The organism is Saccharopolyspora sp. NPDC002376, from assembly GCF_053593195.1.
Genome location: NZ_JBSFBZ010000025.1, coordinates 54,501 through 80,396, shown reverse-complemented (window position 1 = coordinate 80,396; position 25,896 = coordinate 54,501). Strand labels below are relative to the sequence as shown.

The following is a 25,896-nucleotide window of genomic DNA, read 5'->3' as shown; positions in this document are numbered from 1 at the left end:
CGTGCCTGGGGGCGGTTGGCGTGGGCGTTACGGCAGTGAGGTGACCGAGAACGTGCTACCGCCGAACGCGGTTGAGGACACGTCGAGCGCGACGCCGCTGTTCTGGAAGGCCACGACGCACAGGGTTGTCGTCGTGGTGAAGGTGAAGGCGCGGCCGAAGGTCAGGATGTTGCCGGCGCCGGTGCTCATGGGGGTCTGAGCGAGGCCGGTCAACACCTTGGTGTCGATGGCCGTTAGGTTGCCGCTGTTGTAGTTGATGATGTAGGCGTCGCGCTCGGTCCCGCTGGCGTTGCCGGGGAACCGGATTTGTGCGGCGAGCCAGTAGTTTCCGGCCGGTACGACGATGTTGTTGCCCGACCGCATACCGCCGGTGTTCTCGTCGACGACGTCCCACGTGACGATCGTGTCGGCGGCGGTCCCGATGGGCTGAGCGGCGGACTTGCGGAGGATGCACTTGCGTCGGTTCTCTAGAGAGGTGACGCGGTTGCCGAGTGCGGCGTTTCCGGTGCTTGCGTCGGCTGTGCGGGTTTCCACGGTCGAGATCCGGTTGCCGAGGGCGGTGTTGCCCGTGGTCGCGTCGGTCGTGCGGGTTGTCAACGTGGCGACGTCGGTCGTGTTGGTGTTGATCTGGTTGGCGTGTGCGTTCCATTCAACCGGGCCGATCAGCTTGCGCGGCCATTCCGGGAATGTGGGCATGGTCGCCACGTGAGGCACCTCCGGGCGTCAGGGCGTAAGGATGGTGGACTTGCCGAGGATCGAGTACGTGGGGTCGCCGAGCAGCCACGACGCCGGCCGGTGGACGAGTTTGAGCGAGCAGCGGTCGACGAGCCCGTCGTCGGTCTCCGATCGCGTGATACCCGAGATGATCGTGAGGAGGGATCCGCCGAGGTGGCCGGCGTTGGTGATCTCGAGGGTGTCGCCGAGTTGCCGGCGTGGGTCGGCCGGAAGCGTGATGTCTTCTACGAGCGGAATCGCGGTCGCCGCGACGTTTTCGAGTAGTCGGTCGGCGAGGTAGGTCATTGCCGCGTAAGACTGCGTCCATTCGTTCGACGGCATCTCGTAGGGCTGGTGGCCGTTCGCGGCGATCGAGCTCTCGTCGACCCGCTTGTATTCCATCTCGGGCTGTTCGATCAGCACGACGCCGGCGATTTTGAGGGTGTAGCGGAGCACCTTGCCGCCGCGGTTGGATCCGGGCGGGGTGGCGGCATCGATCACGCCGTTGCTGATCTGTACGGCGTAGGTGTTCGTCTGGTTGAACACTGCGACGTACAGGGTGTTTTGTTCGTCGAGCCAGACGTCGACCGTCGGTTTGGTGCCCGGTTCGGTGCCGTTGCTGGCGTGCACCGCGCCGACTCCGTGGAAGATGGTTTCGGCGCTGTTGGTCCAGGTATCGGGTGTGTAGTACGGGAGGGTGTTGCGGCCGATGGTGCTCGGCCAGATCATCCCCTTGACTTCCGGCCAGATCGTGACGCTCGGAACGCCGTTCCTGGGTTGGGCGGTGAAGTCGTCGAGCGCGGCGAACGTGGTCCGTTCCTTCGTGCCGCTCGACTTGTCGAAGAGCGTGGAGCTCGACGAGGCGTCGAAGATTGTCAAGGGGCCGATGTTGTACGGCTTGACGGTGCCGGTGATGGTGTTGATGACGCTGTCGGTCGCGTCGGTGATCGACAGGCCGACAATGTGGTCGGCGCTGATGGTGCTGTCGGGCGTCTCCCTGGCCTGCCGGGTGGTGGCCATGTTGGTGAACTGCACGACGCCGTACTCGTCGACGTGGAGCGAACCGAATTCGGTCTCGGCCAACGTCTTGAGGATCTCCCACGAGGGTTTCTCGGTGAACTCCGGGATGGCCGTGAGCCGGTTCATTCCGGCGTCCAGTCGCGCCGTCGGCTCGAAGTCGGCCGGGAACGCCTCCACCATCGGCGTCTTGTTGGCGTAGGTCTGGATGTTCGTCACGGGCGCGAATGCTTGGCACTGCACCCACAACGGCCATTCGATGTAGGGATAGGGCGGGAACAGCGCGGCGGCGGTGTACGCGGGGTACGCGCCGGCGAGCGTGGTTGTCTGCCAGGCGCCGTCGTCGAGCTTGAGGCGGAACACGACGTTGCCGGCGTTGAACGTGCATTCGCCCTGCACGGTGTGCCAGCCGGTGTCGACGATGGTCGTGGGGTGCGTGAACGTCTTGTCGTAGGTGTTGGTGCCGTAGTAGTTCTGCAGCTGCAGCACCAGCCGGCCGGCGCTGTTCAGTCGCAGCGAGAGCGCGCAGTTGTGCGCCTTCTCGTAGTTGCCGGGGATGTCGATCCCGAGCGGCTGGCCGTTGAGCCACTGAATCAGCAGCACCTCTCCCGATCCGGCGCGCTTGCACCGGAAGCCCAAGCCGATCGTGTTGCCGACGTTCGGCCGGGGGATGCGGTTGCCGGCGGTGTTGCCGCTGGTGGAGAACTCCAGCCCCTTGGAGTCGAAATACATCGGCTCGTCGCCACCACCGGCCCAACTGAATTCTCCGGTGGCGTTGTAGAACGTGCTCGGCGAGGCGAGCCCGATCTCGGGGCAGGTGCCGCCGTGCAGCGTCGCCGAGAAACACGCATCGGGGTGCGCTGGCGGGGACTGGTAGAACCCGTTCGCGCGCAACACCCGGTCGAACACCCAATGCGAGGAGAACATCTGTTTGGACTCGGTGCCGTTGAGGTCGCCGAACGCGGGCAGCCAGATCGGCTCCTGCAGTACCTCGACCGCGTCGAGGCATTCGACCGATACGTCGTCGGATTCCGCGGACACCCGCGAGATTCGGACGCGGCCGGTGAACTGCCGATACGTTACGGGGCCGTCGTCGGTGTGCACGGTGATCGAGTACCGCATCGGGGTGTTGCGGATCTGGACGTTGTACAGCGGCGAGTCGGGGTTGTACTGCGAGAGAACGACGTTGGCGGCCGGCTCGTTGAGGTTGCGCGCACCGGTCAGGGTGACCGTGAACCGGGATGCCGCGGTGCCGGCCAGTAGCGGCGTGCTCGGCGGCAACGCCCCGGTGAGGTTCTTATCGGTTTCGGGGTCGCGGACCATCGCCGACAAGTCGCTGTACGGGTGATCGAACTTGCCGTCGCGGTTCCAGTCGAACAGCAACTCGCGGGTGAAATACCGCTCGGCGGACATGATCGCCTTCTCTGCTGCCTGTCCGCCGTGCGTCTGCATCATGCCTCCACAAGAGTCAGTTCGGTGTGCGTGTAGCCACTACGCGGCGCCTCGGTGGGCATCTGATCCACGGAAACAGCCGGCGCACCCCCGCCGAGCGACCAGGCCGAGACGGTCGCGGAGGCTTCGACCTGCGCAGCAGCGATCACCAGCGCGTCATTTGCCGTGACTTGTCCGGTAACCGTTACCGCCGGCGACACCGCCCACACATCGGCGGCCGGCGTCACCGTGAGCGTGAGCCGCTGCCAGGTGTTCGCGGTCAGGTTGACCGCGGTTCCGGTCGTGGTGCCGGCGTAGCCGGTGGCGCCGTAGTGGTCGAGGTCCAGGCGCACAGCGTTGGCCGCGCTCGCGCGAACGTAGACGCTGGCGGTGATGGTCTCGCCAGGCAGCACGGGAACCGGATACGTGCGGTCGAGGCGCACGGAGTCGCCGACCGCCCAGCTTGCCCAGGACAGGCCGGCTCCGGCCGGCGGTGCGTCGGCCGGCCACAGCGGCGAACGGCTGGCGGACCCCGCTGTGAGGGTCACGCCCGCCATATCGCGCACGCCGTAGCCGAGCGAGCCGGCCGAGCGAGACAATCGGTTGCGCTTGTAGCCCAGCAGCAACCGCAGCGGGCCGGGAATGTGGCGGAGGTGGATCGCCTCGAACCATTCCATTTCGGCCTGCGACAACCACCGCCATTTCATCGCGTACCGGGCCCGATGCCCGGTCACGTCGACCGTGGTCGCCCCGGTGATCGCCGTATGCGCGCCGCCGTAGCGCCGGACGGGGGTCTCGACTCCCTGGCGTGGCGGCCGGATCTTCACCAGTCCGCCGAGCGGGCCGAGGTACAGCGACACGGCTTACCTCCTGCGTTCGAGCGCGTTCGCGCGGTTGACGAGTCGTGCGATACCGCGGCCGGCGCGTTCGTCGAACGTCCAAGACATGCCGTCGAGAGCCTCGCGCAGCACATCCGGCGTGATCGGTGCGGACAAGTTCAGCCCGCCGCTGTTCGCGCCCGCGTAGGACACGGCCGCCGGCGCGGACAGGCGAGGCGACCGGACCGCGCCGAACGCGGCGAGCTCGGGCGACAGCGCCGACTGAACCCGTGCGGCGACCCCGGTCGCGGCGTCGACGGCGCCGGCGCCCGCGGCGGCGATCGAGCGACCGAAGTCGCCCATCAGCGCCCGACCCGAGTACGTCGTGTACCCGCGACCGGAGAACGGGCCCTCTTTCGCAGGGCTGAAGGGGAACAGGTCTCGGATGCTCCCGAGCACTCCCGAGATCTTGTCCTTGACCCACCCAACGGCGCCGGAGATGCCGTTCCACAGGCCGGTGAGCAGCGATTTCCCGGATTCGTAGAGCAGGTTGCCGAGGTTGCCGAGCGCGCCGAGGATCTGCCCCGGTAGACCGCGGACGAAGCCGATCACGTTCGAGACGCCGTTCGACACGGCGTCGCGGATCGAGGACCAGGCCGACGAGAAAATCCCCGTCACTTTCGACCAAATGTTCGAGACGATTCCTGATATATTCCCAAGCACGTTCGAGATCAAGCCGCGCACGAACGCGAGCGCCTGCGTGTGAGCTGCAACGATGCGATCCCACGCGCCGGTGAAGAATCCGACGATTCCGTTCCAGACCGACGACACAGTCGAAGTGATCGAATCCCATACGTCTGTGAAGAACGACACGATGCCGTTCCAGACCGATTCGGCGGTCGACTTGATCCATTCCCACGCGGCGAGTAGGTAGTCCTTGATTGTGTCCCAGTTGGTCACGATCAGGACTACCAGCAGCAGAACGGCCGTGATGATCGCCGTAAACGGGTTGGTGAACATCGCGACCCGCAACACCTGTAGGGCCAGCGAAACGGCCTTGAAAGCGTTCACCAGCCCCATAACGATGCTGATCGTCGGACCGATCGCGGCCGAGAAGGCAACGAAGCCGATCACCAGCGGGCCGAGCCAACTCATGTTCTCGTTGAGGAACGTCGCGAGCTGCAGCAGCAGTGGCGCGAGCATCTGAATAGCGCCGACCAGGACTGAGCCGACCTGCGTCGCCAGCTGCCCCACGGCCGGGCCGAGCTGGGCGATCACCGGTGCGAGCGCCCCGATCAAGGTCGTGGCTACCGACAGCACCGCGGGCACTAGACCGCCGGCGGCGGCGGACAGCCCGCCGAAGATCTGGCCGAGCATGGTCGCGCCCTGCGCGGAGTCCAGGAACGCGGCCAGTCCGCCCGTGAGCTGCACCAGCGAAGCAAGCATCCCGCCGCCGGATGCGCTCATGGCTGCGAACACAGAGCCGAGGATGGATCCGACGTTGCCGGCGATCGCGCCGAGCTGCGAGAGCGCGTCGAGCCCGCCTTGGATCCATTGCGCGAGCGCACCGGACTCGCGGGCGGTCGCGATGAACTGTTGAAAGCTGATCGCGGCGTTTCGGGCGCCGTCGGTGAGGCCAGGAAGGAACGAGCTGCCGACAGTGCCGACGTCGAGAAGGGCAGCGGCGACCGGGCCGACAGCGCGGGCGAGGTTCTCGAACGCGCTCGCCGAGGCGTCGCCGATCGTCTTGACGTCAGCAACGCGGCTGGACTCGGTCAGCATGAGCGCGACCGATCGGCCGGCACCGTTGGCGGCATCCGCGATCCGCCCGAACCGCTCGTCGAGAATCGGAAGGTAGGTGTTGCCCAGCGCGCTGACTTGCTGCGCCATGCCGTCAAACAGGCGGCCCTGTACCGAGGTCTTCAACGTGTTGAACCGCGGTTGCAGTCCCGCGATCGCGACGGCAGTTTCGCGGGCGGCCGGAGCCAAACCCTTCAGCGACTCGGCGAACTTCTCCGGGTCGCCCATGTTCGACAGCGCCTCGCCGAAGCCAGCGGTGCCGATCTTCAGGGCGCCGAACGCGAAAGCGGCTGCCATGCCGGCGGCCGGCAGCAGCAGTAGCGAGCCGGACGCGGCAGCCGCGCCGGCGGCCAGACCGCCGAGCGCATTGCTTACGGCACCGGACGCGCCGGCAAGCATCCCCATCCGCACCACGGCCATGCCGATGCTGCCGACGGACCTGCCGAGCCCGCGGCCAAGGCCACGCGAGAAGCCGTCACCCGCGGCTCGTCCCTCGGCCACGAACCGGCCGCGGGCGTCGCGTAGCCGGCCGTCGGCGCCGCGGGTGAACTCGCCCATGTCGCGCTGGGCCTTGTCGAGCCCGCGTTTCCAGCCGCGATCGTCGAGACGGAGGTACCCGACCAGTTCGCCCAGGGTGAGAGCCATGCTCGGGTACCTCCGCTATTCAGTTGGTGTTCAGTTGTCCCCCGGGCTCGTCCGGGGGTGCCAGCGCGCGAGCGAGGCGCGATTCGCACGAGAGCAAGCCGAGGATCCGGCAGCGAAGCCACCGCCACGAACGCTCACGGAGTACGCCGGATTCGACGTCGATGCCGTAGCGCTCGTGTAGGTCTGCCTCGATCAGCGCCCAGTTTTCGAGGACTTCCCGCCACGTGTGGCCGCCTTGTGCTTGGGCTTGCGCTTCTGGCTCGTACCATTCGCGGAGCCCGGTAGCGGGGTCGATCGGTCCGCCCTGCGGGCCTGCCGATTCCCCGCCGATGGTTCCGGGCGCCCACCGGCCTCCCAAATCGCTTGGGCCTGCTCAGCGCCGACGGTCCAGTGCGTGAACGCCGTCATGCCGGCGACCTTGAGCCATGGCCAAGCCACGGCGTCGGCGATCATTTCGTCGTACGCGGTGCCCAACGAATCGCGGTAGAGGTCGAGCTCTTCGGAGTCCGACAACAGCTGTTCGCCGGGCGTGGGCGCGTCGCTGCCGGACTGCACCGCGGCGGCGGCGGTCATCATCCAGTCCGAGAGCCGCTGCAGCCGCAGGCCGGTCTCGGCGTCCGGCGGCGGAACCGTGTAGGTGGTGCCGCTGATCGGCAGCGACAGGCCAGGGTCGAGGACTTCGGAGAGGTCGCGGAGTCCGGTCATCACGCTGCCGCCGGGTTGGTGATTTCCACCGGCGCGCCCTGCCCGGCCAACGTGAAGGTGAACGGCTCGAGGTCGGTCACGCCGCCGCCCTTCTCGAACTCCGACACGGTCGCCGTGCCGCGGTAGGCGTCGGGGGAGCCGTCGCGACGGTACCAACGGACGTCGATCGCGCCCTCGAAACCGACCAGTCGAGCGGCGCGGCGGATGAAGTCCTGTCCGGCGTCTGGGGTGAACACGGCATCGTCGGTGCGCTTGCGCATGCCCTCGCACTCCAACGACCACTTGCGTTGGGTGACGACGTCCGAGCCCCACCCGTCGGAGTCGAAATCGGAGTCGTCCTCGGTGTTGTTGTCGCCGGTCTCCTTGAACGACGTCAAGCCGCGGACCGTGACCCACGTCGGGGTGGCGGCGCCGATTCCGGCGGTGTTGACCTCGAGGGTCCAGTCCTTCGCGAGCAGTGAGCGCATGGCGGCGCCTCCTTAGATGCGGTGCGGGGTCGGGTGGTGTGCTTGCAGGTGGTACGTGTCGGCGTGCTCGTAGCGGCCGTTCGCGTCGGTGCCCATCGGAGCGGAGGCGCGGCGCTGGATCTGGTGCACGATGGCGCCAGCGAGGTCGAGGTGAGTCGCCCCGCCGATCACGTCGTGTACGGCGTCGACGAGGTCGAGCGCGTCGCGCGGGTCGCCGGCGGCCGAGCGCGCCCGCACCTGCAGCCCGACAAGCTCGTCGGCCTGCGTGCTGGTGTTCAGCGGGTACGGGGTGAGGACGATGATCCGCGGCGGGTCGGGCGGAACGGCGCCGACGATGATGCCGGTTTCGGTCGCGGTGTAGGCGCCGCTTGCCCGGTAGGTGCCGACGCCGGCGGCGGCCAGGTGCAGCGCGAGCCCGTGCGCGAGCGTCGACGTCCATCCGCTCATGAGCCCAGCGCCTTACGGATGCTGGCCTGGACGAGCTTGCCCATGGTGTCGGACTCCTCGGCCATGGGCTGCTCAAGGTATTTCGCCTGGCGCCCCTCGGCGTGCTTCCAATCGAGCTCTTCGTGTTGCCGAACCGCATACGGGGTGTCGTAGGCGACTGCGGCGGTGAGGTTGGATTCGTCGACGGATGTCACGCCGGAGCGTTCGAGCGTGCCCTCTTCCAGCGGGACGAGTTGGCGGGAGGCGCCGAGTAGGTGCTCGGCGGCCAGGCGGAGCCCGTTGATGGCGCCGGCGCGGCTGCGCGCGTTGACCTGCGGGCCGTTCCAATCGAGCTTGACGCGCTTCGGCATCAGGTGCACACCACCTCGAGGTGAGACGGGACAGGAAGCCGGCCACCGTCGCGGGTTTTCGCGTCTATCACTGTCGAGCGGGTGCCGTTAGCAAGCGTGACCCGCGAACCGGCGGGCGCCACTGTGGACAGTGGGACGTAGAGGGTGGTTTCGCTGACCACCTCGGCGCCCTCGGCGTTGCGCACCAGGCGGCGGGCGGCGTCGACAACCGCTCGCACCTGCACGGCCGGGCCGTACACGGGGCCGTAGGCGCCGGTGCCCTCGTACGGTTCGATCGTCACCGTCTGCCCGGCCTGCATGAGCAGCCATGCGGGGATGCCGGCCACGTCGCCCCCTCTCGGTTACAGGTGGACGATTTGGCCGGGCAGCAGGCCGGCCAGTCGCAACGGTCGGGCGACCGTGTCGGGCAGGTGGCCGGCGGGCGTGCTTGCGGCGCCGTTGGCTGTGCGGGCGAGGTTGATCGAGCCGATTCCGACCGACGCCCACTGTCCGGCCGTGCCGGACTCGTCGCCGGTCTCTATCCAATGCACGGCCTGTGCACAGGTGGCTTCGCGCATGGCGTCGACGACCGTCGGGTCGGTCGGCATGCCGGCCGCGTCCGTGGTGTAGATCGCGGACATGGTCGCGAGCTCGACCTCGTCGGACGCGCGGGCGAGCATCCGCGACGCTTCCGGCTCCGCGGGCACCACGACGCCGGCCGGCGCGTAGCTCACCAGCTCGTCACGGTTGGCGTAGACGCGGCCCACCGGTCACGCCTCCGGGATGTCGAGCACCTGCACCGACAGATCGGCGATCGCGGTGTAGTTCACCCACACCGACCCGTCTTCCTGGTTGTAGATGCTGCCGAACGGCGCAGTGATCACGGTCGAGGAGGCCGGGACATTGATCACCTTGGCGGGGATCGTCTGTCCTTCGACGGTGCGGCCGAACGGGATCTCGACCGTCTTCGCTGTGGTGGCGTTGGCGTTCTTCACGACCAGGACGCGCCGGCCGGAGTTGACGAACGAGTGCCCGTCGGCGGTGGCGGTCGTGGTCGGGTTGACGGCTACGCCGGTCCGGGTTGCCGTGGTCGCGGAGAGTGCGGTACGTGCCATGGGTTTACCTCTCTCGGGCGGCACGTGGGGCGCCCCTTGGCGGGCGCCCCGTGCAGGCGGTTACTCGGACTTGTCGCCGGCCGGCTTGCTCGGCGCCTTGCTCGGCGCCTTGCCCGCCTTGGCCGAGTCCTCGACGGTGTAGCCGGCGCCGCGGAAGTACTGCAGTGCGGCGATGTTGTCGGCGTCGACCTGGGCCTCGCCGTTGGCGAACGCCACGCCTGCCGAAATGCCGGTGTACGTGCTGTTGGGCGCGGTGACCTTGATGGTTCCCACGGTGTGAACTCCAAACGGGGTAGGCGACATCAGTCGCGGACCTCGGGCCCGCGGCTGATGTCTGTGCGGTGAGGGTCAGGCGCTCTTGATGTTGCGCAGCACGCCGGCGGCCTTGGTCGCCTTCAGCGCCACACCCACCGGGCCCATCTCGACCTCGCCCTTCTTGACCGCGCCGGCGTTGCTGAAGTCCGGCAGCCACGTCTGAACCAGCGGCGCGCTGGCCATGCTCACGCCGTGGAAACCGTCGAGCCCGTAGCGGACCGCGTACAGGTCGCCGAGGTTGGTGATCTGGCCGCCGGTGCCGGCGCCGTCGGCGTCGCGGGACTGCAGGCCGATCACGGGGTTGTTGTTGCCGGCCTTGGTGCCCAGGTCGACCAGCGGGATTCCGTCGTAGGCGTTGACGGGCCGGCCGAAAGCGTCGGTGGTCTTGTCGATCTGGTCGGCCCACGCGGCGATCATCTTGAACAGGGCGAGCGTCTTGCGGTTGCCGTAGATCACGGTCGGCCGCTCGTCCAGCGACGAGAGCCAGTCGTCAACACGCGCCATCTCGGCGAGGGCCTTCGCCTTGCTGTCGATGGTGGTCCAGTCGACGTAACCGGTGGTCACGCCGTTGTTGAGCGGCAGGTACTCGGTCGTGGTGCCGGTCAGTGCCTTGTTCAGGCCGTCGAAGCTGTTCGCGTCGACGGCGGTGTCACCGTTGATCACGGTGTCGGCGAACAGGGCGCGAGCGGCCTTGATCTTCTGGGAGATGTTCAGCGACACCTGCGACGCGGCGGCCGCACCGACGCGGGCGAGCACGCGGTCGATCTCGAACGCCCCGCCCAACGGGTGCAGGTCCGTCGAGTGCCGGGTCGTGGTGACGTTCTGCGGCGCGTACTCGGCGTTGTACGCACGGAACGCTGCGGTCGGCTGCGTCGCCAACCGGGTGTAGGTGTAGGTCAGCGTTCCGCCGCCACCCGCGGGGTTGACGACGTCGTCGAACGTCAACCGGTCGAGGATGTCCGACGACTTCCGAAACTCGTCGATGACCTGCAGGTCGATGTCATCGGTTGCGGACTGCTTCGCCTGCTCCAGCGAAACGGGCATGGGGAGTTACCTCCGGTCAGGGTCAGCCGTTGCCGAGTCGGGCGGCGACGGCGTCGGTCAGGTTCGTTGCTCGCTTCGATCCGCCGGACCCGCCGGGGATCGGAGCACCGGAACGCGCCGGCGCCTGGCCGGATGCGCGGTACTGCGGTCGTGCGTCGAGGGTTTCGGCCACCAGCGCATCCAGCGCGGCGGCGAATCCCTTGTCGGTGGGGTCGAGCTGGCCGAGGGACTCGGCGAACGCTCGGGAGTCGAGTAGCGCGTCGGGGTCGCCCCCGGCCTTGCGCGCGGCCTGCTCGGCGGCGCGCTCGACGCGCAGCGTCCGCAACTCGTTGTCCTTCGCGGTGAGCTGCTCGGCGAGCTTCGCGGGGTCGGGCTTGTCGTCGCCGGCGTCGGGATTGAGCGCGCGGGCGATGCCGTCGAGCGTCGCTCGGAGCTCGTTGACCTCGGTGCGTCGGCCGGCGGCCTCGTCGCGGAGCTGCTTGACGTAGTCGGCGCTGAACGTCTTCTCGGCCGGCGACTTCTCGTCGGCCTTGGTGTCCTTGCCTTGGGGGGCCTCGTTTTCCGTGCCCTGGTCGCTGCTGCCGGCCGTTTCGGTGTCGTCGGTGGCCGGCGTACCGGCGTCCTCGGATCCGCCGAGCACGGGCCAGATCGGGCCTCGGCTGGTGAAGCCGATGGCGCGGAGTCCGGTCACGGGGTGGGCGGGCAGGGTTTCGGGCATGGCGGGGCCTCCGGGGCTCTCGTCGGTGGGTGTGCTCGGCACCTGGCCGAGCGCGGGGTGTGTCTTGTCGTTGACACGGTCACGGGCCTGCCGTAACTTTGTGTCTGTCAGACACAACGTTTGAGGGGGTTGCGATGTTCGAGCTCTTCACCGCTACGGATCTCATCGCCGGCGAGCGTCTGCGGCAGATCGACGCCGAACAGGTGCCCGGACAGATGACCGTTTCCGACTGCATCGCCGAGATCGAGGCGGAGCAGCAGACCGGCGAGCTCGTCGAGATCGTTGACGCGGGCCCGGTCATGCCGGTCTCGCCGGTCGAGCTGTTCAGCGTCGAAGAGCTGCGCGGTCAGCTGGTACTTGCATGAGCGCGCGGAAACACCTCAGTGTCGCCGGCCTCGCGCGCGAGCTCGGCGTCACCCGACAGGCGGTCACCAACTGGCGGGCCCGCTACGGCGAGGACTCCGACCACCCGTTCCCGGCGCCCGACGTCGAGATCGTCGTCGACGTCGACGACGACCAGGCCGACGGCGTGCCGGGGTGGCTGCCTGAACGGATCGACGAGGTGCGCCAGTGGCGCACGGGCCTGCCCGGTCGTGGTGCCGGTGGCGGGCGGCCCCGACTTACTACTCTCGAGCAGCTCGGGGCGAACCTCATCGCAGCGTCCGAAGAATTCGACGCGGAACGACAGCGAGAGCGGGACCGTAGGCGTCACGGTCGGGACAACGCGAGCTAACGCTCGTCGAGTGCTTTGCGGCGCGCTACTCGCCACACGCGGGCGAGGGCGCGCCGTTCGCGTGTCTGGCGGTCGTGCTCGGCGCGCGCGGCAGGATCGAGCCGGGCAGCCTCCCATGGCTTCAGCGGCGGCGCTGCGTAGGGGTTGGCCAGGGGCGGCCGGGGTTGTTTCCCGGCCGCGTATCCGGCGTCGTGAGCGGCGCGGACCTGCGCGACAGTGAGCGTCACCGCAACCAGTCCTCTCCGCCTGTACGGAACCCGGCATCACGTGCGGCCTGCGTGTCGCCGAGCAACTGCGCGGCGAACTCGTCGAACGTGAGCCTACCGTGTTCGTCCCACCATTCCAGCAGTTCCGGGCTCGCCCACTTGCGTGCGCGGGCGGCCGGACCGACGAACAGCTCGCGCGGGTTGACTCCCGCAGCCTCGCCGGCGTTGCTGAGTAGGTAGCCGTTGGTGTCGGCTTCGGCGGCGAGGTACTGCGCGTCGACGTAGTCACGGAACGCGGCGCGGGCGAGCTCGTCGAAACTGCGGCCCTCGTAGCCCTGCTCCCGCAAACGGTAGATCGCATCTTCGCGGCGCTGTGCCTCGACGCTTTGGCCGGTGGCTTCGGCCCACGCGTCCTCTTCGGACATTCCCTCTGCGACAAGGCGGTCGTACTCGGCGAGTTGCCGCTCTTGGCGTTCGAGGCGTTCGCGTTCGCGGCGGTCCCGCTGGCGTTGCCGCTCGGCCTCTGCTGCGGCGTCAGCGTCCGCGGCTGCCTGCTCGGCTTCCTCGGCTTGCTCCTGGCGGTGGTCGAGCTCGGCGAGGATCTCCTCGACGGCGTCGTCGCGGTCGCCGTAGGTGCCCAGTGCTTCGGCGAGCTCGTCGTCGGACAACGTCGACCAGTCGGGCAGGTCGGCCGGTTCCGGTTCGGCGGGCTGGTCGAGTAGGTCGAGCTGGTCGTCGTCGACCGGCGCGGCCGGCTGGGCTTCGACCTGGTCGGCGTCGACGCGTGGGCGCGGGCGCCGCGGTTCGGCCGGGCCCCCGTCGAGCGGGACGTCGGCCGGCGCGGCGATCTCGCCGGTGGGCCTGGTCGAGGCGGTCGGCATGTTGCCGGCGCCGATCTGCTCCCGGTACCGCAACCGCTTGAGGTCGGTGTGGGCCTCGAGGTGCTCGCGCAGGGCGGCTTGCCATTCGCGGACCTTGCGGCCGGCGGTCTTGCGGGCGGTCGCGTCGAGCGCGGCGGCCTGGCGCTGCTTGTGCTTGCGGATCTGGCGCTCGATCGCGCGTTGCCGCTGCCGCGCCTGGTCGCCCTCGGGGTCGGCCGTCGGCTGAGCCGGTAGCCGGGTCATGCCGGGCAGATATGCCGAGACGGAGTGCCGGCAGTTCGGATGCTGAAAGCCAGCGAGCCGGGCGCCGGTCAGCGTCGCGACGACGTCCACCGCGAACGGCTCGTCGGTGAGCTGATGGGCGACGGTGATCTCGCCAGTGGGCCCGTCGTCGAGCCGCAACACGCGGCCCTCGTACGGCCGGCAGAGGGCGCACTCTTGCGCAGCGTTGGAGACGTAGACCAGGCGGACGCCCATCGCGTCGAGCCGGTCTGTCTGCCCCTGCACGGCGGCGCGTTGGGCGACGGTGCGGGTTGCCATCTCCACATAGCTCGGGAGTTTCCAGCGGCGCCCCGACCGGTCCACGAACGACGTGATGCCCTGGTCGACGAACCGGGCGAACGCCGATTGTGCGGCCTCGCGGCGGGTCTGTGTGCCGGTGAGGATCCGGCCGGCCGCCGCGGTGACCACCGACCGGTAGACGTCGACGACGTCGCGTAGGACGTTCGCGGCGCGCATCCCGACGTCGCCGAACACAGCGCCGGCGAGCGCTTCGACAGCGGCGAAACCGGGTGCCTCGTCGGCTGCACGTCGTGCGGCCTCGGCCAGACCGGACAGCGGGAACAAGCGGGCCGGCAGTTCCTCGAGAGCACTCCGCCAGCCGGCACGGAACGATTGCGCCGCGGCCTGGCGGAACGCGGTCGAACCGTCGGCCTGCAGTGCGGCCAGGATCGCCGAGGCGGACGCGCGCAGCGACCGCACCGCGGCGAGCCTGCGTTCGGCCCACACCGGGGCCGGCATGTCGCGATCGATCTCGCCGGCCAGGTGGCGGGCGATGACCGCGGCGAGCGCGGTCTCGGCCTCGCGGTAGACGGCGGCGACGGTGGCGGCGATCTCGTCGAGGTACTCCGGATCTACCGCCACCGCGCCTCACCCCTCCCGCTACTGGTCGGCGGGCCCGGCCTGATCCTCGTCGCCGGCCACCGGGTCGCCGGTCGCTGCGGCGCTGCGCATCGCGGCGACCGGGTCGAATCCGTCTGCGCCTTGCTCGGCGCGGATCCGCTCGACTTCCTCGGTGATGCGGTCCTCGTCCCACTCCGGGTGAAGCATCGAGACCTTGACGAACGTCGAGACGGCGCCGGCGGTCTCGAGCTCCCGTAACGTCTGCGCGAGCTGTAGCGGGTTTTCCTGCACGCCGTCGGGAAACTCGATCGCCGGCGGGGCCGGCTCGACTCCCGGCGTCTTGAACACGAGCCGGTCGACGTACAGCAGCGCTGTAGCGAGGTCGCGCAGCCCCGGAGCCCAGTAGCCGGCCTTCTTGCCGCGCGTGGTGTACGAGCGGCGCTCACGAGACCGGACCTCGGTTGCGGTGACGCTCTGCCCATCGGTGCCGAGCCCGAAGGTCTGCGCCGAATAGCCGGCGGTTTCGACGGCGTGCCTGATGAGCCGGTCGAGGGTGCGTTCGTGCTCGGCGACGCGAATCGCGAACTGCTGCACGGTAATTCCAGCTGCGGACGACGTCGGCGGCACGTCGAGAGCTTCGTACGCCTCGCGCTCGGGGTCGAATGCGGCGCCCTGGCCGGGGCCGAGGTTCTGCAGGAACGCGGACGGGACGATGATCCGGCCCTTGGCGAGCCGAACATCGCGCATCCACGAGGTGAGCACCTCGTCGAGCTGGTCGAACAGCGGCTCGACCGATTCGAAATCGGAGCGGCCGAGCTGCGAGGCGCGGTCGACGCGCGAGGGGAGCATGTTCGGCACGTACACCACCGGCAACACCGGTAGGCCGATGTCGACGACTGGCTCGTACCCTGCGGCGTCGGGGTGCCCGGCGAGGTCGATCTCGCGGCCGAGCTTGTCGTCGCTGCCCTCATACAGCCCGTAGAGGGTGACGGCACGGCCGTTGTCGAGTTCGTGACGCTCGACCAGGCGCAGCACCGTTGAACCGTCGTTCTCGAGCTCTCGCCAGAACGTCACGGCCCGCAACCGCCCGTAGGGGGAGAACTCCGGTAGCGCGCGGTCGGCGTGCACGATCGCCAACAGCGGTTGCTTGGCAAGATCGTGATCCCAGCCAGCGCGCAGGTACACACCGCCCAGCGGCGCCGCGACCTCGGCAGCCTCGGACAAGCGGGCCTGTAGGCCGATGCCCTCGGCGATGGTGTCCCAGCGCGCGGCGTTCGTGGCGTTGTCGAAGGTGATCCGCGGCGCCTCGGAGAACAACAGGTCAGAGCTCGCGGTCGCGATGTCGGCCGGCAACGGGAGGTGCAGCTTGGCGCGTTTCTCGCCGGCCGGGATCGGGGCGCCCCAGAACCAGCGCGAGAGGGTGCCGACGATGCCGCCGCGGTACTGCGAGGGGCGGTTCGTCGGCCCGCTGCGACGGTTGGTGTAGACGCGGGCGATGCGGTCCGGGTCGCCGGCGTACCAGGCGTCATGCTCGTTCATCCGCGCGAGCGCGCCGGCGTACTGGCGAGGCGGCCACTCGGCGCCGTTACTCGGCAGGGGCATCGTCGGCGCTCCCTTCGATCTCGTCGGCGACCGCACGCAGGAACGTCGCGAGGACTTCGCGGATGGCCAGCGGATCGGCGCGCACGCGGCCGATCTCGGCTTCGGTGTTGCCGACACGGAGGTACACGGGCATCGACGGCGGCGGCTCGATCATGTGGACACCTCCGGGGCGAGTAGGTGCCGCCAGGCGTATTCACTGCTGTGCAGCACGTAGCGAGCGGCGTCGAGCGAGTGATCGTTGGCCTTGATCGGCTTGTCCTCGCCCTTCTGGGCTGCGGAGTCGTCCCAGCTGTAGCCGGGGATTTCGTTGATCAGGCCGGTGCACGAGCGGTGCACCTTCAGCGCGTCGCGGGCGAGCAGCCCCGAGACGGTGCGGATGCCAGGCAACACGTCGTTGATCGCGTCGGCAACGTTGTTGACGCCGTCGCGGTAGAGCTGCAGCCCGAACGACGCGGCCGAGGGGTCGACGTAGATCCACTCCGGGCGTACGCCTCGGGTGTCGCGGCCGGGTTGCTCGACGTTGGCGAGCCACGTGCGCACGTTCTCGGAGTACTCCGGGTCGGTCAGCGACCGGAACGCGAGTGCGGAGTCGTGCCGGTACTCGCTGGTGAGGTAGAGCCGGCCGTCTTCACCGAGGCCGAGCAGCAGTGCGGCGAACGGGTTCGTGGTGCCGTAGTCCAGGCCGGCGCCGATCCATCGGACGATTGCCGGCACTTCGTCGACGACGTGCCGCTCGTCGTCCCACATGTCGTAGACGGCGCCCTGCGCGAGGCACCATTCGCCGAGGATGAAGCGCCGGTACCACAACCCGACGTACTCGGCTTTCAGCGACGTGACGTACCGCGGATCGAGTGACGGGTTGTCGTCCAATGTGAAGTGCCACGAAGCGAGGTCGAGCTCGCCGGCGCGCAGGAGGTAGCCCTTGCGCAACCAGTGCGCTGGCCCGTCCGGGTTGGTGGTCGCGAGCAGCCGAGCACCAGGCACAGACAGCCGCGAGAGAAGCATCGTCCAGAACGTTTCCGGCACGAGCGTGGCCTCGTCGACGTAGGCGAGTGCCGCGGTGGCGCCTCGAATGCGTCCCTCCGCGCGCGCGTCCGAGGCGCCGACCAGGTGCACGACGCGACCGAGAATGATCGCCGTCGTACTGCCGGTGGTGTGGTGCACGTGCTTGGCGATCGGCCCGAACAGCGCGGAGGACTGCAACGGGTCGATGATGTTGCGCTCGATCGTCTGCAGCGTGCGACCGACGACGAGCAGTAGCCCAGTGTCCGGGGCACTGGCCACGCCGAACAGGAACGCGAGCAACGAGGCGACGGTCTTACCCGAACGCACCGCACCGCACCAGATCGACACGCGCGCGTGCTGACACTCCACAATGGAGCGGATCTGTCGGGGCGAGAGCACTCGGGTAACGCGGTCAAGGTCGATCATCGGCGTCAGCCGGCGGTAGTTGGTCGTATGCGGCTTGCAGGCCGGCGGCGAGGCTGCCGAGCATCGAACGGGCATCCTCGGCCTGGGAACCACTGTCGATGCGCTCGAGGTCTGCATGTCGCTGCAGCGCGATAGAGGCGGACTGCATCAGGTTGCGGATGTCGGACGTCGGCGGCTTGTCGAGCTGGTGCTCGTTGTAGACGTTCTCCGGTCCGCCGAACGCGTACACGATGTGCGGCCGGTCGATCTGCGCGAGAAGCTCGCCGGCGCGGCGGAGCAGCTCGGCGGACAGTTCGGCGCGGCGGGTCTTGTTGTCGACCTGCTTCGCGTGCGTGGCGGCGGCCGTCTTGGAGCGGTCGAAGGTGAGGCCGAGCTCGCGTGCGATCTTGCTGACGGTCGAGGGGGATCGGCCGATCTCGCGTGCGATGTCGTTTCGGGTCTTGCCCTGCGCGTGCAGCCGGCGCACGCGGGCTCGTTCCTCATCGGTGGTTGGGGTGGGCGGCATTGGTCACCTGCCCCCCTGACATGCGAAAACCCCCGGCCTGTGAAGGTCCGGGGGCGGATGCGGGCAGACTTCTACCCGCTGAAGGGTGATTTAAGCACGATCATCCGACCGGCGTCAACGCGGGTTGACGGTTGCGGGTGGGGATTGCGGCGAGGATCACGCGGCACTGCTCAGCGTCGTAGAGCGGCCGGTCGTCGCGGGTGCGGTCGGCGACCGGGCACGACTGCCGGATCGTGTGCACGCTGCGGCCGGACAGGCGCGCCAGGCTCCCCCGGTCGACCAGAGCGCGGCCGTCGCGGTAGCGGACGATCGGCGGGTGTGTCACGGCTTCGGGCTCCACTGTGGATCTGCGGCGAGGCGGTCGGCGGCGACGGTCCACGGGTCGGTATGCGGTGCGCCGTCCTGGATTTCGGCGAGCACGGCGCGGATGGCCTGCCACGCGTGCGGCTCGCTGATACCGAGCTCGGTCATGCGCTGCCAGAACCGGGCCTCGGTTTCCTTCGCCGCTTCTATGCTGGCGGCCATGCGATCGGCGAACGTGGCGGCGTCGGCGAGCATGACCTCGCAGAGCTCCCGCGTCGTCCGGCGGACGCCTTCGGGGAGTTCACCACGGCCGGCGGCGAGCGCGAGCTCGTCGAGTAGCCCAACGAACACGTACCGATCGGCGGGCACGACCTGCGCCCGCCCGATCTGGCTCTCGGCCTGCTGCTGGCGGGACTGCCGGCGGAGCGTCTCGGCGGCCGTGGTGATGAGGTCCTGCTCGGCGCGGTACTTCGCGCGCTGCTGCTCCGTGGTCACGCTGCCCCCATCATCTCGAACGCGAGCCGCTGCCCGAGGTCGAGCAGCTCAAGCCCATCGTAGGTACCGCCGCAATCACCACAGCGAACCGCGACGGTGTCCGTCGTGCCGACCGGGAACAGCGGCCCGCCGCACCCGCCGCACGGGGCAACAGGCTTCGACGGCGCCTCGCCGGCCAGGCGCCGGGCCTGCCCGTGGAGCTCGCGGAGGTTCTCGGCGAGGTCGTCGATCCAGGGTTGTCCGGCGCACCACGCGATCCGGCCGCGCAGGTAGCCGGCCTCGCTGGTGATCGTGGGCGACGTGCGCGGCCGTTCGACGGGGTCGTGGGGTCCTGCCAGGCGGTTTCGCTCGTCCCACACCCACCGTGAGAGCCCGTGCAGGGTGCCGAGTATCGACATGATGTCGTCGTCGACGTCGTCGGGGCCGACCACGTGCGACACGGTGCGGTAGTCACGCGCGGCGATGACGTCGAGCCGGGCCGGCGGTCGGCTACCGAAACCGGGTGAGCGCCGGCCACCATCGCCACCAACGCCGGGGCGGGCGTCGAGTACCGCGGCGTACTCCTCGATCTCCCGCAGCCGGGCGCGCATGGTCTCGGCGCACTGCGCGCAGCAGTAGTGGCAGGGTTCTGCGTCGCGCTGGCAGCGGTCGACGGTGCAGGGCTTGGTGTAGGCGTCGAGCACGGGGCTACCTCCGTTCCGTGGGGTGACCTGCGTGGCGATGTTCGCCGCGCAGGTCCGGGGATGGCGGGTCAGCGGCGATCGGTGCGGGCGTTGTAGGCGTTGACCTGCCGGACGATGGCGGCCATGTCGGCGCGGATGGGCTGCGGGTCGTCCTTCTCGGCGAGGAATGCGGCGTCGGCTTCACGCACGGCTGGGTGCGTGCGGTCGGCGAGCTGCTGCTCGGCCTGCTCGGCGCGCAGGATCGCGGAAACTAGCTCCGCCTCCGCTTTCTCGGCGCGGGTCCGCTCATGCGTCCAGCCTGCTTCGTACCGTTTGACGCTCTGTTCGGCGTTGTCGGCGCGTTCCCGCAGGGCTCGCACGAACTCGGCGACGGTCGGCGACTTGCCTCGGTGCCACTCGGCGGCGTACACGATGTCGGAGACGACGCGCACGTATTCGCGCTGCGCCGCTTCGGCCCGGTCGGCGCGGTCCGTCTCGGCGCGTAGCAGGTTCGCCGCGGACTGGTGCTCTGCGTTCCAGTTGTCGCGCTCCGCCTGCGCGTTCCTGGCGATCTCTCTCCACTCGGCGAGCTCGGCGCGCAGGGCTTTGGCGTCGGCTTCGGCCCCGTCGCGTTCGCCCTGGGCAACGGCAAGTTCGGCCGTGGCATCCTCGGCGTGGGACTTCCAAGCGCCAATTTCGGACTTCAGCCGGGCGAGGTCTGCCGGGGCGTGTTCGCAGGCTGCAGCGTCTCGGCCGCGCTGGTAGCCGTCGGCGTATGCCTCGCCGAGCCGCTGTGCGTCGCTCATGCGGTCATCTCCTGTCGGGCGTCGTGGGCGGTAAGTCCGAGCATGTCGAGCAGGCGTGCGCAGTCGGCGGCGTCGTGCGCATTGCTGGCGACGTAGAGCGTCGCGGCGCTCCGTTCGGCCGGGGTGTTGGGCTTGGCGACTCCGGCGGCGAGTCGGCGTTGGTCGAGCTGGGGCGGGATGGTCACGCGGTCACTTCCGGACGAGGGGTTCGACGATGAGCACCAGGCCGGCGCGGTCGCCGAGCTGGATTTCGGGCATGTGCTTGGTCATGAGCTCGGGGACGTCGTCGGTGACGACTCCGGCGTCGACGAGTCCGTCGGCGCACGCCTTGAGGGTGGGCACGACGTTGTCGGCATCGCGGCGACGCCGGTTGGTGACGGTCCACACCAGACGGACCGTGCAGCGGCCGAGGGCGGGTACCTGCTCAGCGCGGGCGAGTTTCGCGGCGTCGCCCCGTACCTGCTTGGTGATTCGGGCGCGGGCGTGGTGGTGCATGCGCTGGTTGGCGGTGAGCGGCGGGCGCTCGTAGGGCAGGGCCAGCCGGTACGTCGTCGAGGCGGTCACCTGACACCATCCAGCGCGCGGGCGATGACGCGGCGGAACTTCTTCGCGATGAACTCGGTATTGGCAGGTTCGGCAAGGGTGGTCATGGCCGTGCATTCGTCCAGCACGGCGCGCAGGGCGTCGAAGGCGGCGACGCGCTCGGGGTGCTGGCGGCGGTACTCGTCGACGTCGCCGGTCGTGTGGTCGTCGCGGTCGGCGATGCGCTGTTCGAGCTCGTCGAGTAGTTCGCGGGGGTCGGTCACTTGGCACCACCGCGGATCACGCGGTTGATGGTCTGCACGGTGGTGCAGGGCCACGGGATCGGGTTTTCGTTGGCGTCTACGCCGCATTCGATGCAGTCGCCGACGCCGTCGGCCTGGTGGAGGTCGAGCACGGCGCGCACGGCGTCGTCGGCGAGTCCGGGCTTGAAGCACTCCACGGAGCATCCGACGTCGACTGGTTGGCAGTTGCGGCACTCGATGCGGCGTTCGTCATTGGCCGGCGGATTGGGGACGGCGCGCAGGATGGGGAGTCCCATGGGGTTCCTCTCGGGTTTCGCGCGCGCGACCGGGGGGTCGTCCGGTCGCGCGCGTGCTGCTGTCTGCTGGGCTTATCTGCGGGGGGATAGGGCGCGGGTGCAGCTCTTTCGGTGGAGTTGGTAGAGCTGCTGTCCGTGTCGGCGGGCGCCGGGGATTTGGTTGGTGCGGAGCTTGACGGCGACGGCGTGGCCCTTGGTCGGGTGTCGGGTGATGGTGTGGTCGCCGTGCGGGTGTGGGTCGCGGTCGAACGCGACGTCGTCGCCGGCGATGCGTGCGAGGCGCACGGGCGCGCGGCAGGCTTCGCAGGTCGGGGCGTTCATGCGGCGCCCACCAGGTGGCCGCGGCCGTAGCGGGTGGCACAGGTGGCGCATTCGCGGAACTTCAACCATCGGGGGGTTTCGTTGATGGTGTCGTGTCCGGGGGACGCGGCGCCTTTGCGGTAGCGCTGGCCGGGTTTGATGGCGTATCGGGTGCAGCTGTCGCAGTAGTGGCGTTTGTGTGCGGTGTGGACGGTGGACCAGATCATGCGGTCACCTCGCCGGGGAGCTCGACGGTGGGGACGCTCCGCGGCCAGTCCTCGACAACGCCGTTTTCGTCCGTGCCGCGGTGGTCGCCGTCGTGGCCGGCGTCGAGTACGCACGTGTAGACCAGGGCGCGGACTTCGGCGCTCGCGTACCGGTTGTCGGCGTAGGGCTGGGCGGTGGCGCCGCACGCTGGGACGTGGGGCTCGAACCATTCGCCGGGTTCGTCGGGCCTGTCGGTGTGCCAGAAGCACCCGCAGTTCTGGCAGTCGAGCGTGCGATCTGGTGTCGCGTCGGTGGACTCGCCGCACAGTGAGCAGGGCGGCGTGTCGATGGCCAGTCCGGGCGGTGCGGGGCGGGTGTTGGTCATCGGCCGGCCTCGCCGCTTTCGGCGGCGCGCTGCTGGGCCTGCTTGTGCTGCGCGTCGAGGAACAACAGGTAGCGGGCGATGTCGCGGACCTCGTCCCAATCGAGCCGGGGCCCGTCCTCGTTGCCGCATTCGGTCACCCAGAAATTCACGCCGAGTCCGTCGGGCTCGGGCGCAATGCGGACCGTGTTGCCGCCTTCGTCGTGCCAAAACGGGTAGCCGTTGAGCTCGGCCTTGCACAGGTCGGTGCGCTTGGCTTCGCTGTCCTGCTCGGCGAGGTAGTCGGCGACGAGCGCGGCGTGGCGCGGCATGAATCCAAGCGGCGGGCGCTTGGGGTCTTCGATGCGGCGCGCCAAGAATCCGAGCAACACACCGAGGCTGCGTCCGTACTGTCCGGGGTGGACGGTCTCTGCGTGCTCGCGGGCGACGCGGAGCCTGGCGGCGAGGCGGTGCCGGTTGGCGATCTGTTCCGGGCTCAGTTCCTCGGATGCAGGTTTCTCGTTGGCAGGGGTGGCGGGCTCGGCGGGCTCGTGCTGGCGGAGGGCGTCGACGAGCGCGAGCGTGGCGTGGACCTGCGCCTCGGCGACGGATTGGCCGGACCGGTACTGATCGGCGAGCAGCCGTTCGGACTTGGCACGGTGGTCGGTTGCGGTCATCGGGTCACCTCGGCGAAGTCGGCGGGAACCGCGGGCATGGCGGGGATCGGGGGCAGCAGGCACGGGCGCAAGAGGATGTCGACGTGGATCACGTGGCGGCCGGCGGTGACGTAGCGGGCGGGATGACCGCAGACGGCGCACGGGGTGCCCAGTAGCGGCAGCAGCACCGGGGCGAGCGCGGGGGCGCCCCCCTGGTGGGGGGCGCCGTGCTGCAGGGCGGTCATGCGGTGCCTTCGGTGGGGGCGTGCACCTGGGCGCGGGGGCGCGGGGTGCAGGTGGTGTGCAGGAACACCAGGTGTCGCATGTGGCCGGGCAGGGCATCGATGAATGCGCGTTCGGCGATGGCGATGTCGCGCATCTCGGTTACGCGCTGGGTGTAGTGCTCGACGCTGGCGTGGTCGCCTTTGGCTTGTGCGTCGCGAAGGCATCGCGCGGCGGGGGCGGTGGCCTGCTCGATGTAGTCGTCGGCCATCAGTCGGGGCCCGCGGATTTCCCAGATTCGGGCGGCTTCGTTGATGGCGCCGGGGGTGGTGAATTCGACGGCGACGCGGCCCTTGGTGGTCTTGGCGACGACGCCGCGGCGCCACTTCTGGTGTCCGAAGGTGATCGCGACGTCGCCGACGGACAGATCGGCGATGGTGGCGTCGTCGCCGCGGTTGTGCTCGTTGACCGGGCGCATGGCGAGTTCGGCGAGGCGCACGAGGTGTGCGGCGATGGTGGCGTCGTCGGCGGTGGTGGCGCCGGTCGCGGTGTCGGTCATGTCGTTGGCCTTTCCGGGTTGTGGTGGTGGTTCGGCTCTGTTTGCTTGCGCGCAGCCTATCGAGTTGCTTGCGTGCAAGCAAGTTAGGAGTGCTGCTTGTTGACCGCTGCGTCGATGCGGGACGGGTGGGCTGGGATTTTCTGCAGTGGGCGGCCGTTGTAGCTGGTGCATTCGTGGTGTTCACGGGCCTTGCAGTAGGAGCAGGCGACGGCGAGCAGTTGTCGACGTGCGCCGGCCTCGGCCTCGGCGACGTCGGGGTCGCGCCCGGTTCGCTCGGCGTGGATCCGCGCGAATCGCTCGGCCAGGCTGCCGACCGGTTGCGGGGCGGCGGCGATTGCGGCGCGCTGGTTGGCGATCTCGGTGGTGTGGCGGCGCTCGAGGTAGTCGCGTTTGGCGCTCTTGTAGTAGCCGAACACGTCGGCCGGTGTGATGCTGCGGCGGTGTTCGCGGTAGGCGTCGGACCGGTAGTAGCCGTGGACGGCCGGCTCTGCGACGCGGGCGGGAACGTCCTCGAGCATGGCGACCCACACGGCGACGACGTCCTCGTCGTAGGCGGGCATGGTCGGGTCGATGGCGGCGGCAACGCCCATGAGCGCCAACACGTCGTCGCGGTTCATGCGGTGAGTTCCTTCCGGGGCTGCTGGGCGTCGAAAATCGCGTCGAAATCGGGGTCGATCACGGTTCCGGCAATCGAGGGCTGTACGGGCCGGTGGGCGGCGCTGGGGGCGCGATCACCGAGATATGCCCGGACCTTGTCGCCTCGAGCGCTACGGGCGGGCTGGGCCGGTTTCTGCGCTGCCCTGGCGGCTTTGACCACGTCGCCGTAGAGCCACGACAGGGCTTTCGGGCTGTGGACGTCGTCGCGGCGGTCCCACTCGTCGAGCGCGGCCAAGATGAGATCCGGTTTCGCGCCTTGCCCGAGCAACTCGTCGACGGCTTTCGAGAGATCGCGGAGTTGCTTCGGCAGGTACGCCGGCGCGTCCGGATACCGCTGCCGCCACTGCGAAACGAGCGTGAACGCGGCTGGTTTCACGGCGTTGCCCGCGAGCTCGGCGAGGTTCGTCGACGGCTTGCGCGTGCGCCCGCGCCCGCGGCTTGCAGCAGTACCGTTAGGTACTGCTGTGGGAGGGGAGGGGAGGGGGCCCCCGTGACTCCCGTCGTGAGTCACGCCGTGACTGTCCTCTTTGACCTGCGGTTCTTCCGAATTCTCGGGCGTTTTTTCGTCGTCGGATTCTGTGACGTTTGACCCCCCATTTGCCCCCCTGTTTCGGGGGGTGTTTTCGGGGGTGTTTTCAGGATCGGGCGGGGTGTTGGTGTCGCCGGCGCGGCGGCGGCGCTGTCGTTCGGCGTCGGCTGCACGGCGGGCCCGCACTTGCTCGCGGGTCTGCTGGTAGTCGGTCCAGTCGTGGAACTGGTAGCCGGGCTCCCCGTCGCGCGTGGCCTGCTCCCAGAGGCCGGCCTCGACGAGCTTCGCGGCCTGGCGGGCGGTGCCGTAGCGGGCGGCGATGTCGGCCGGCACGAAACCGTCGGTGAGGTTGCTCGCGGCCCACGACCCGCACCGCACCCACAAGCCGAGCGCCGGCGTTCCGGCCTTGCGCACCTTGCGGTTGTCGGCGAGCTGGTCGTCAACGAAAAACCACGGCATCAGGCGGCGACCTTTCGGGCGACGTAGGGGCGGGCGGCGGTGAGGATCCGGCGGACACGGCCGGGTTCGGCGGCGACGTGGTCGGCGATCGACTCGGCGGACATGCCGCGGTCGGCGAGCTGGGCGACCACGACGCGCGCCTCGTGTGGGGCGAGCGCGTGAAGCGGCAGGCGGCCGGCGAGTGCCATCTCGACGGCGATCGGGTTGCAGCGGGGCGCCGGCGCGGGGTGGACGCCGGCGTGTCCGTGGTCGAGGCGGTCTGTCCAGGCGAGCAGTGCGCGGGGCGATCGGGTCGGGTCGACCATTGCGGCGAGCATCACGGCGAGCGCGTCGCCGGCCGACATCCCGTCGGGGGCGGGAACAGCACGGATTGCGGCGAGCGCGTCACGGGTGGCGCCGGGGCCCTCGTCGTGCACGGCTCCGACGAGTTGGGCGACCAGGGGCACGAGATCGTCGAGGTAGGTTTCGCGCTCGGGATCGGCAGGCATGCGGTGTGTCCTAACTGGACGGGGCGCCCCGTGGTTGGGGCGCCCCGTGGGCGGATTCAGCGATTC

The 25,896-nt window shown here is 69.3% G+C and carries 39 protein-coding genes; 2 read left to right on the top strand and 37 right to left on the bottom strand.

Annotated features, from left to right (window positions below; translation table 11 throughout):
* Positions 1–27 precede the first annotated feature (27 nt).
* The 14 genes from ACWCO2_RS18460 to ACWCO2_RS18395 form a co-directional block, all read right to left on the bottom strand.
* Entirely contained in the window at positions 28–705 is a 678-nt protein-coding gene (locus ACWCO2_RS18460) for a hypothetical protein (RefSeq protein ID WP_450128947.1), read from the bottom strand.
* Between the two features lie 18 nt (positions 706–723).
* Positions 724–3,186 (bottom strand): hypothetical protein, encoded by a 2,463-nt coding sequence (locus ACWCO2_RS18455; protein WP_450128946.1) that lies wholly within the window; start codon positions 3,184–3,186, stop codon positions 724–726.
* Complete coding sequence (locus ACWCO2_RS18450; RefSeq protein ID WP_450128945.1) at positions 3,183–4,022, bottom strand: hypothetical protein; 840 nt, start codon at positions 4,020–4,022, stop codon at positions 3,183–3,185. Before ACWCO2_RS18450 ends, ACWCO2_RS18455 begins: the two co-directional genes overlap by 4 nt.
* 3 nt (positions 4,023–4,025) lie before the next feature.
* On the bottom strand, positions 4,026–6,425 hold the full coding sequence (locus tag ACWCO2_RS18445) for a phage tail protein (RefSeq protein ID WP_450128944.1): 2,400 nt from the start codon (positions 6,423–6,425) through the stop codon (positions 4,026–4,028).
* Between the two features lie 192 nt (positions 6,426–6,617).
* Positions 6,618–7,130, bottom strand: coding sequence for a DUF7426 family protein (locus ACWCO2_RS18440; protein ID WP_450128943.1), 513 nt, complete (start codon positions 7,128–7,130; stop codon positions 6,618–6,620).
* Complete coding sequence (locus ACWCO2_RS18435; RefSeq protein WP_450128942.1) at positions 7,130–7,597, bottom strand: phage tail tube protein; 468 nt, start codon at positions 7,595–7,597, stop codon at positions 7,130–7,132. The genes ACWCO2_RS18440 and ACWCO2_RS18435 overlap by 1 nt, the downstream gene beginning before the upstream one ends.
* Positions 7,598–7,609: 12 nt before the next feature.
* Entirely contained in the window at positions 7,610–8,044 is a 435-nt protein-coding gene (locus ACWCO2_RS18430) for a minor capsid protein (protein ID WP_450128941.1), read from the bottom strand.
* Positions 8,041–8,394 (bottom strand): hypothetical protein, encoded by a 354-nt coding sequence (locus ACWCO2_RS18425; protein WP_450128940.1) that lies wholly within the window; start codon positions 8,392–8,394, stop codon positions 8,041–8,043. The genes ACWCO2_RS18430 and ACWCO2_RS18425 overlap by 4 nt, the downstream gene beginning before the upstream one ends.
* Positions 8,394–8,720: a hypothetical protein gene (locus ACWCO2_RS18420; RefSeq protein ID WP_450128939.1), complete on the bottom strand. Its 327-nt coding sequence runs from the start codon at positions 8,718–8,720 to the stop codon at positions 8,394–8,396. The genes ACWCO2_RS18425 and ACWCO2_RS18420 overlap by 1 nt, the downstream gene beginning before the upstream one ends.
* 15 nt (positions 8,721–8,735) lie before the next feature.
* Positions 8,736–9,140, bottom strand: coding sequence for a hypothetical protein (locus ACWCO2_RS18415; protein WP_450128938.1), 405 nt, complete (start codon positions 9,138–9,140; stop codon positions 8,736–8,738).
* Between the two features lie 3 nt (positions 9,141–9,143).
* Positions 9,144–9,488 (bottom strand): hypothetical protein, encoded by a 345-nt coding sequence (locus ACWCO2_RS18410; RefSeq protein ID WP_450128937.1) that lies wholly within the window; start codon positions 9,486–9,488, stop codon positions 9,144–9,146.
* A 60-nt stretch (positions 9,489–9,548) separates the two neighbouring features.
* Positions 9,549–9,761 carry a hypothetical protein gene (locus ACWCO2_RS18405; protein WP_450128936.1) on the bottom strand — a complete coding sequence of 71 codons (213 nt, stop codon included), beginning with the start codon at positions 9,759–9,761 and terminating at the stop codon, positions 9,549–9,551.
* Between the two features lie 75 nt (positions 9,762–9,836).
* Positions 9,837–10,847: a major capsid protein gene (locus ACWCO2_RS18400; protein WP_450128935.1), complete on the bottom strand. Its 1,011-nt coding sequence runs from the start codon at positions 10,845–10,847 to the stop codon at positions 9,837–9,839.
* A gap of 22 nt (positions 10,848–10,869) precedes the next feature.
* Entirely contained in the window at positions 10,870–11,607 is a 738-nt protein-coding gene (locus ACWCO2_RS18395) for a hypothetical protein (RefSeq protein WP_450128934.1), read from the bottom strand.
* 92 nt (positions 11,608–11,699) lie between these two features.
* Between ACWCO2_RS18395 and ACWCO2_RS18390 the strand changes: the two genes are divergently transcribed.
* Both ACWCO2_RS18390 and ACWCO2_RS18385 read left to right on the top strand, forming a co-directional pair.
* The gene (locus tag ACWCO2_RS18390; RefSeq protein WP_450128933.1) at positions 11,700–11,930 is read left to right on the top strand and encodes a hypothetical protein; all 231 of its coding nucleotides are present in this window, start codon (positions 11,700–11,702) and stop codon (positions 11,928–11,930) included.
* Positions 11,927–12,298 (top strand): hypothetical protein, encoded by a 372-nt coding sequence (locus ACWCO2_RS18385; protein WP_450128932.1) that lies wholly within the window; start codon positions 11,927–11,929, stop codon positions 12,296–12,298. Before ACWCO2_RS18390 ends, ACWCO2_RS18385 begins: the two co-directional genes overlap by 4 nt.
* Here ACWCO2_RS18385 and ACWCO2_RS18380 read toward each other — a convergent pair.
* From ACWCO2_RS18380 to ACWCO2_RS18270, 23 genes are all read right to left on the bottom strand, one after another.
* The gene (locus tag ACWCO2_RS18380; RefSeq protein WP_450128931.1) at positions 12,295–12,525 is read right to left on the bottom strand and encodes a hypothetical protein; all 231 of its coding nucleotides are present in this window, start codon (positions 12,523–12,525) and stop codon (positions 12,295–12,297) included. The two genes, ACWCO2_RS18385 and ACWCO2_RS18380, sit on opposite strands and share 4 nt — an antisense overlap.
* Positions 12,522–14,528 (bottom strand): phage minor capsid protein, encoded by a 2,007-nt coding sequence (locus ACWCO2_RS18375; RefSeq protein ID WP_450128930.1) that lies wholly within the window; start codon positions 14,526–14,528, stop codon positions 12,522–12,524. The genes ACWCO2_RS18380 and ACWCO2_RS18375 overlap by 4 nt, the downstream gene beginning before the upstream one ends.
* An 18-nt stretch (positions 14,529–14,546) precedes the next feature.
* Positions 14,547–16,109, bottom strand: coding sequence for a phage portal protein (locus ACWCO2_RS18370; RefSeq protein WP_450128929.1), 1,563 nt, complete (start codon positions 16,107–16,109; stop codon positions 14,547–14,549).
* Positions 16,093–16,263, bottom strand: coding sequence for a hypothetical protein (locus ACWCO2_RS18365; protein WP_450128928.1), 171 nt, complete (start codon positions 16,261–16,263; stop codon positions 16,093–16,095). The genes ACWCO2_RS18370 and ACWCO2_RS18365 overlap by 17 nt, the downstream gene beginning before the upstream one ends.
* On the bottom strand, positions 16,260–17,462 hold the full coding sequence (locus ACWCO2_RS18360) for a PBSX family phage terminase large subunit (protein WP_450128927.1): 1,203 nt from the start codon (positions 17,460–17,462) through the stop codon (positions 16,260–16,262). The genes ACWCO2_RS18365 and ACWCO2_RS18360 overlap by 4 nt, the downstream gene beginning before the upstream one ends.
* Positions 17,463–17,526: 64 nt before the next feature.
* A complete protein-coding gene (locus ACWCO2_RS18355) occupies positions 17,527–18,045 on the bottom strand; it encodes a helix-turn-helix domain-containing protein (RefSeq protein ID WP_450128926.1) in 519 nt (172 codons plus the stop codon).
* A gap of 100 nt (positions 18,046–18,145) precedes the next feature.
* On the bottom strand, positions 18,146–18,370 hold the full coding sequence (locus ACWCO2_RS18350) for a hypothetical protein (protein WP_450128925.1): 225 nt from the start codon (positions 18,368–18,370) through the stop codon (positions 18,146–18,148).
* A complete protein-coding gene (locus tag ACWCO2_RS18345) occupies positions 18,367–18,843 on the bottom strand; it encodes a hypothetical protein (RefSeq protein ID WP_450128924.1) in 477 nt (158 codons plus the stop codon). Before ACWCO2_RS18345 ends, ACWCO2_RS18350 begins: the two co-directional genes overlap by 4 nt.
* Complete coding sequence (locus ACWCO2_RS18340; protein WP_450128923.1) at positions 18,840–19,526, bottom strand: hypothetical protein; 687 nt, start codon at positions 19,524–19,526, stop codon at positions 18,840–18,842. The genes ACWCO2_RS18345 and ACWCO2_RS18340 overlap by 4 nt, the downstream gene beginning before the upstream one ends.
* Before the next feature lie 68 nt (positions 19,527–19,594).
* Positions 19,595–20,311 (bottom strand): hypothetical protein, encoded by a 717-nt coding sequence (locus ACWCO2_RS18335; RefSeq protein ID WP_450128922.1) that lies wholly within the window; start codon positions 20,309–20,311, stop codon positions 19,595–19,597.
* Positions 20,308–20,496: a hypothetical protein gene (locus ACWCO2_RS18330; RefSeq protein ID WP_450128921.1), complete on the bottom strand. Its 189-nt coding sequence runs from the start codon at positions 20,494–20,496 to the stop codon at positions 20,308–20,310. The genes ACWCO2_RS18335 and ACWCO2_RS18330 overlap by 4 nt, the downstream gene beginning before the upstream one ends.
* A 4-nt stretch (positions 20,497–20,500) precedes the next feature.
* Complete coding sequence (locus tag ACWCO2_RS18325; RefSeq protein ID WP_450128920.1) at positions 20,501–20,875, bottom strand: hypothetical protein; 375 nt, start codon at positions 20,873–20,875, stop codon at positions 20,501–20,503.
* Positions 20,872–21,117, bottom strand: coding sequence for a hypothetical protein (locus ACWCO2_RS18320; protein WP_450128919.1), 246 nt, complete (start codon positions 21,115–21,117; stop codon positions 20,872–20,874). The genes ACWCO2_RS18325 and ACWCO2_RS18320 overlap by 4 nt, the downstream gene beginning before the upstream one ends.
* On the bottom strand, positions 21,114–21,392 hold the full coding sequence (locus ACWCO2_RS18315) for a hypothetical protein (protein WP_450128918.1): 279 nt from the start codon (positions 21,390–21,392) through the stop codon (positions 21,114–21,116). Before ACWCO2_RS18315 ends, ACWCO2_RS18320 begins: the two co-directional genes overlap by 4 nt.
* A 72-nt stretch (positions 21,393–21,464) precedes the next feature.
* Entirely contained in the window at positions 21,465–21,713 is a 249-nt protein-coding gene (locus tag ACWCO2_RS18310; protein WP_450128917.1) for a hypothetical protein, read from the bottom strand.
* Entirely contained in the window at positions 21,710–21,919 is a 210-nt protein-coding gene (locus tag ACWCO2_RS18305; RefSeq protein ID WP_450128916.1) for a hypothetical protein, read from the bottom strand. The genes ACWCO2_RS18310 and ACWCO2_RS18305 overlap by 4 nt, the downstream gene beginning before the upstream one ends.
* Positions 21,916–22,284, bottom strand: a complete 369-nt coding sequence (locus ACWCO2_RS18300) for a hypothetical protein (RefSeq protein ID WP_450128915.1) — start codon at positions 22,282–22,284, stop codon at positions 21,916–21,918. The genes ACWCO2_RS18305 and ACWCO2_RS18300 overlap by 4 nt, the downstream gene beginning before the upstream one ends.
* Positions 22,281–22,937 carry a hypothetical protein gene (locus tag ACWCO2_RS18295; RefSeq protein WP_450128914.1) on the bottom strand — a complete coding sequence of 219 codons (657 nt, stop codon included), beginning with the start codon at positions 22,935–22,937 and terminating at the stop codon, positions 22,281–22,283. Before ACWCO2_RS18295 ends, ACWCO2_RS18300 begins: the two co-directional genes overlap by 4 nt.
* Positions 22,934–23,161, bottom strand: coding sequence for a hypothetical protein (locus tag ACWCO2_RS18290; RefSeq protein ID WP_450128913.1), 228 nt, complete (start codon positions 23,159–23,161; stop codon positions 22,934–22,936). The genes ACWCO2_RS18295 and ACWCO2_RS18290 overlap by 4 nt, the downstream gene beginning before the upstream one ends.
* The gene (locus ACWCO2_RS18285; RefSeq protein WP_450128912.1) at positions 23,158–23,697 is read right to left on the bottom strand and encodes a hypothetical protein; all 540 of its coding nucleotides are present in this window, start codon (positions 23,695–23,697) and stop codon (positions 23,158–23,160) included. Before ACWCO2_RS18285 ends, ACWCO2_RS18290 begins: the two co-directional genes overlap by 4 nt.
* 83 nt (positions 23,698–23,780) lie before the next feature.
* A complete protein-coding gene (locus tag ACWCO2_RS18280; protein WP_450128911.1) occupies positions 23,781–24,314 on the bottom strand; it encodes a zinc finger domain-containing protein in 534 nt (177 codons plus the stop codon).
* A complete protein-coding gene (locus tag ACWCO2_RS18275; protein WP_450128910.1) occupies positions 24,311–25,342 on the bottom strand; it encodes a hypothetical protein in 1,032 nt (343 codons plus the stop codon). The genes ACWCO2_RS18280 and ACWCO2_RS18275 overlap by 4 nt, the downstream gene beginning before the upstream one ends.
* Entirely contained in the window at positions 25,342–25,830 is a 489-nt protein-coding gene (locus ACWCO2_RS18270; protein WP_450128909.1) for a hypothetical protein, read from the bottom strand. The genes ACWCO2_RS18275 and ACWCO2_RS18270 overlap by 1 nt, the downstream gene beginning before the upstream one ends.
* Positions 25,831–25,896 lie beyond the last annotated feature (66 nt).